This window comes from Neobacillus sedimentimangrovi (assembly GCF_010614825.1).
Lineage (GTDB): Bacteria > Bacillota > Bacilli > Bacillales > Cytobacillaceae > Neobacillus > Neobacillus thermocopriae.
Window position 1 is genome coordinate 1 of the sequence record NZ_JAAFZF010000100.1, and the last position, 1431, is coordinate 1431.

The 1431-nt window shown below is 33.9% G+C and carries 2 protein-coding genes; both read left to right on the forward strand.

Annotated features, from left to right (window positions below; translation table 11 throughout):
• Positions 1–656 (forward strand): helix-turn-helix domain-containing protein (locus tag GZA11_RS16365; protein ID WP_163184400.1); only part of this gene is annotated, 656 nt, incomplete at its 5' end.
• Positions 653–1431: IS3 family transposase (locus GZA11_RS16370; protein ID WP_235925096.1), on the forward strand; the 779-nt coding region annotated here is incomplete at its 3' end. The genes GZA11_RS16365 and GZA11_RS16370, both read left to right, overlap by 4 nt.

Here is a 1431-nt window from a genome sequence, read left to right on the forward strand (position 1 = left end):
AAGAAAAAATAAAGATTATTAATGATTTTAAAAATGAGACTTATTCCATTTCTGAATTGGAATCTATTTATAATACGGATAACGTAACAATTTATGATTGGGTATATAAATTTGAAAGATACGGAGTGGAAGGATTAAAAGAGTCTTCTTCATGGAGGAAGTATTCAAAGGAACTTAAAATACAGGCAGTTAAGGACTATCTTAGTGGAGATTTCTCCCTTCGGGAGGTTACTAGAAAATATGAGATTCCAAGTACTTCCACTCTACGTCAATGGATAAAGAAGTATAATGGTCATAGAGAATTAAAAGATACGGGAAAAGGGAGATCGAACTCTATGACTAAAGGAAGAAAGACAACTTGGAAAGAAAGAATTGAAATTGTACAAGATGCATTAGGAAATGGAAAAAATTATCAACAAACAGCTGAACACCATCAAGTATCCTACCATCAAGTTTATCAATGGGTACGTAAATATGAAGCTGGCGGTTGGGATGCGTTAAAAGATCGTCGAGGACGTTCGAAGAACGAAGAAGAATTAACTCCAGAAGAAAAAATGAAGTTAGTGATTCGTCGAATTGAAAAAGAAAATGAACGTTTACGTGCGGAGAATGCATTCTTAAAAAAGTTAGAGGAGATCGAAAGGAGGAGAAAATAAGTCAAGTAAGATTTGAAGATAAATATATCGCAATTAAAGAACTTCATGATAATGAGCAACTCAGCATTGTCATGTTATGCGACATTGCAGGCGTTGCAAGAGCTGCTTATTATAAATGGTTAAACCGTAAGCCTTCCTTGCGAGAACTTGAAAATGAAGAAATTATTAAGGAAATGAAAGCGATCCATAAGAACGTTAAGGGTATCTATGGTTATCGTCGAATGTTAATAAATATAAACCGAAAGTTTGGAAAGAGTGTTAATCATATACGAATATATAGGCTAATGAGAATGGCCGGGATTCAATCTGTTATTAGGAGGAAGAAGACACGATATAGGCGTTCAAAACCTCAGCACGTTGCAGAGAATATATTAAATCGTGAATTTACAGCTGAGAAACCAAATGAAAAATGGATAACAGATGTTACCGAGTTCAAATATGGTCCTTCGAAGAAGGCTTATTTAAGTGTGATTCTAGATTTATATGATGGTTCAATTATTAGCTATGTTTTAGGGAATTCCAATAATAATAAACTTGTATTTGAAACGTTAGATAAAGCTTTAATTCAATTAGATGACGAATATCCACTTATTCATAGTGATCGTGGATTTCAATATACTTCACATGGGTTTAAACGAAGAATAGACAAGGCTGGATTAACCCATAGTATGTCGCGAGTAGGAAGATGTATTGATAACGGACCAATGGAATCGTTTTGGGGAACCCTTAAAAGTGAGAAATATTACTTACATAAGTATGAGACATTTGAGGAATT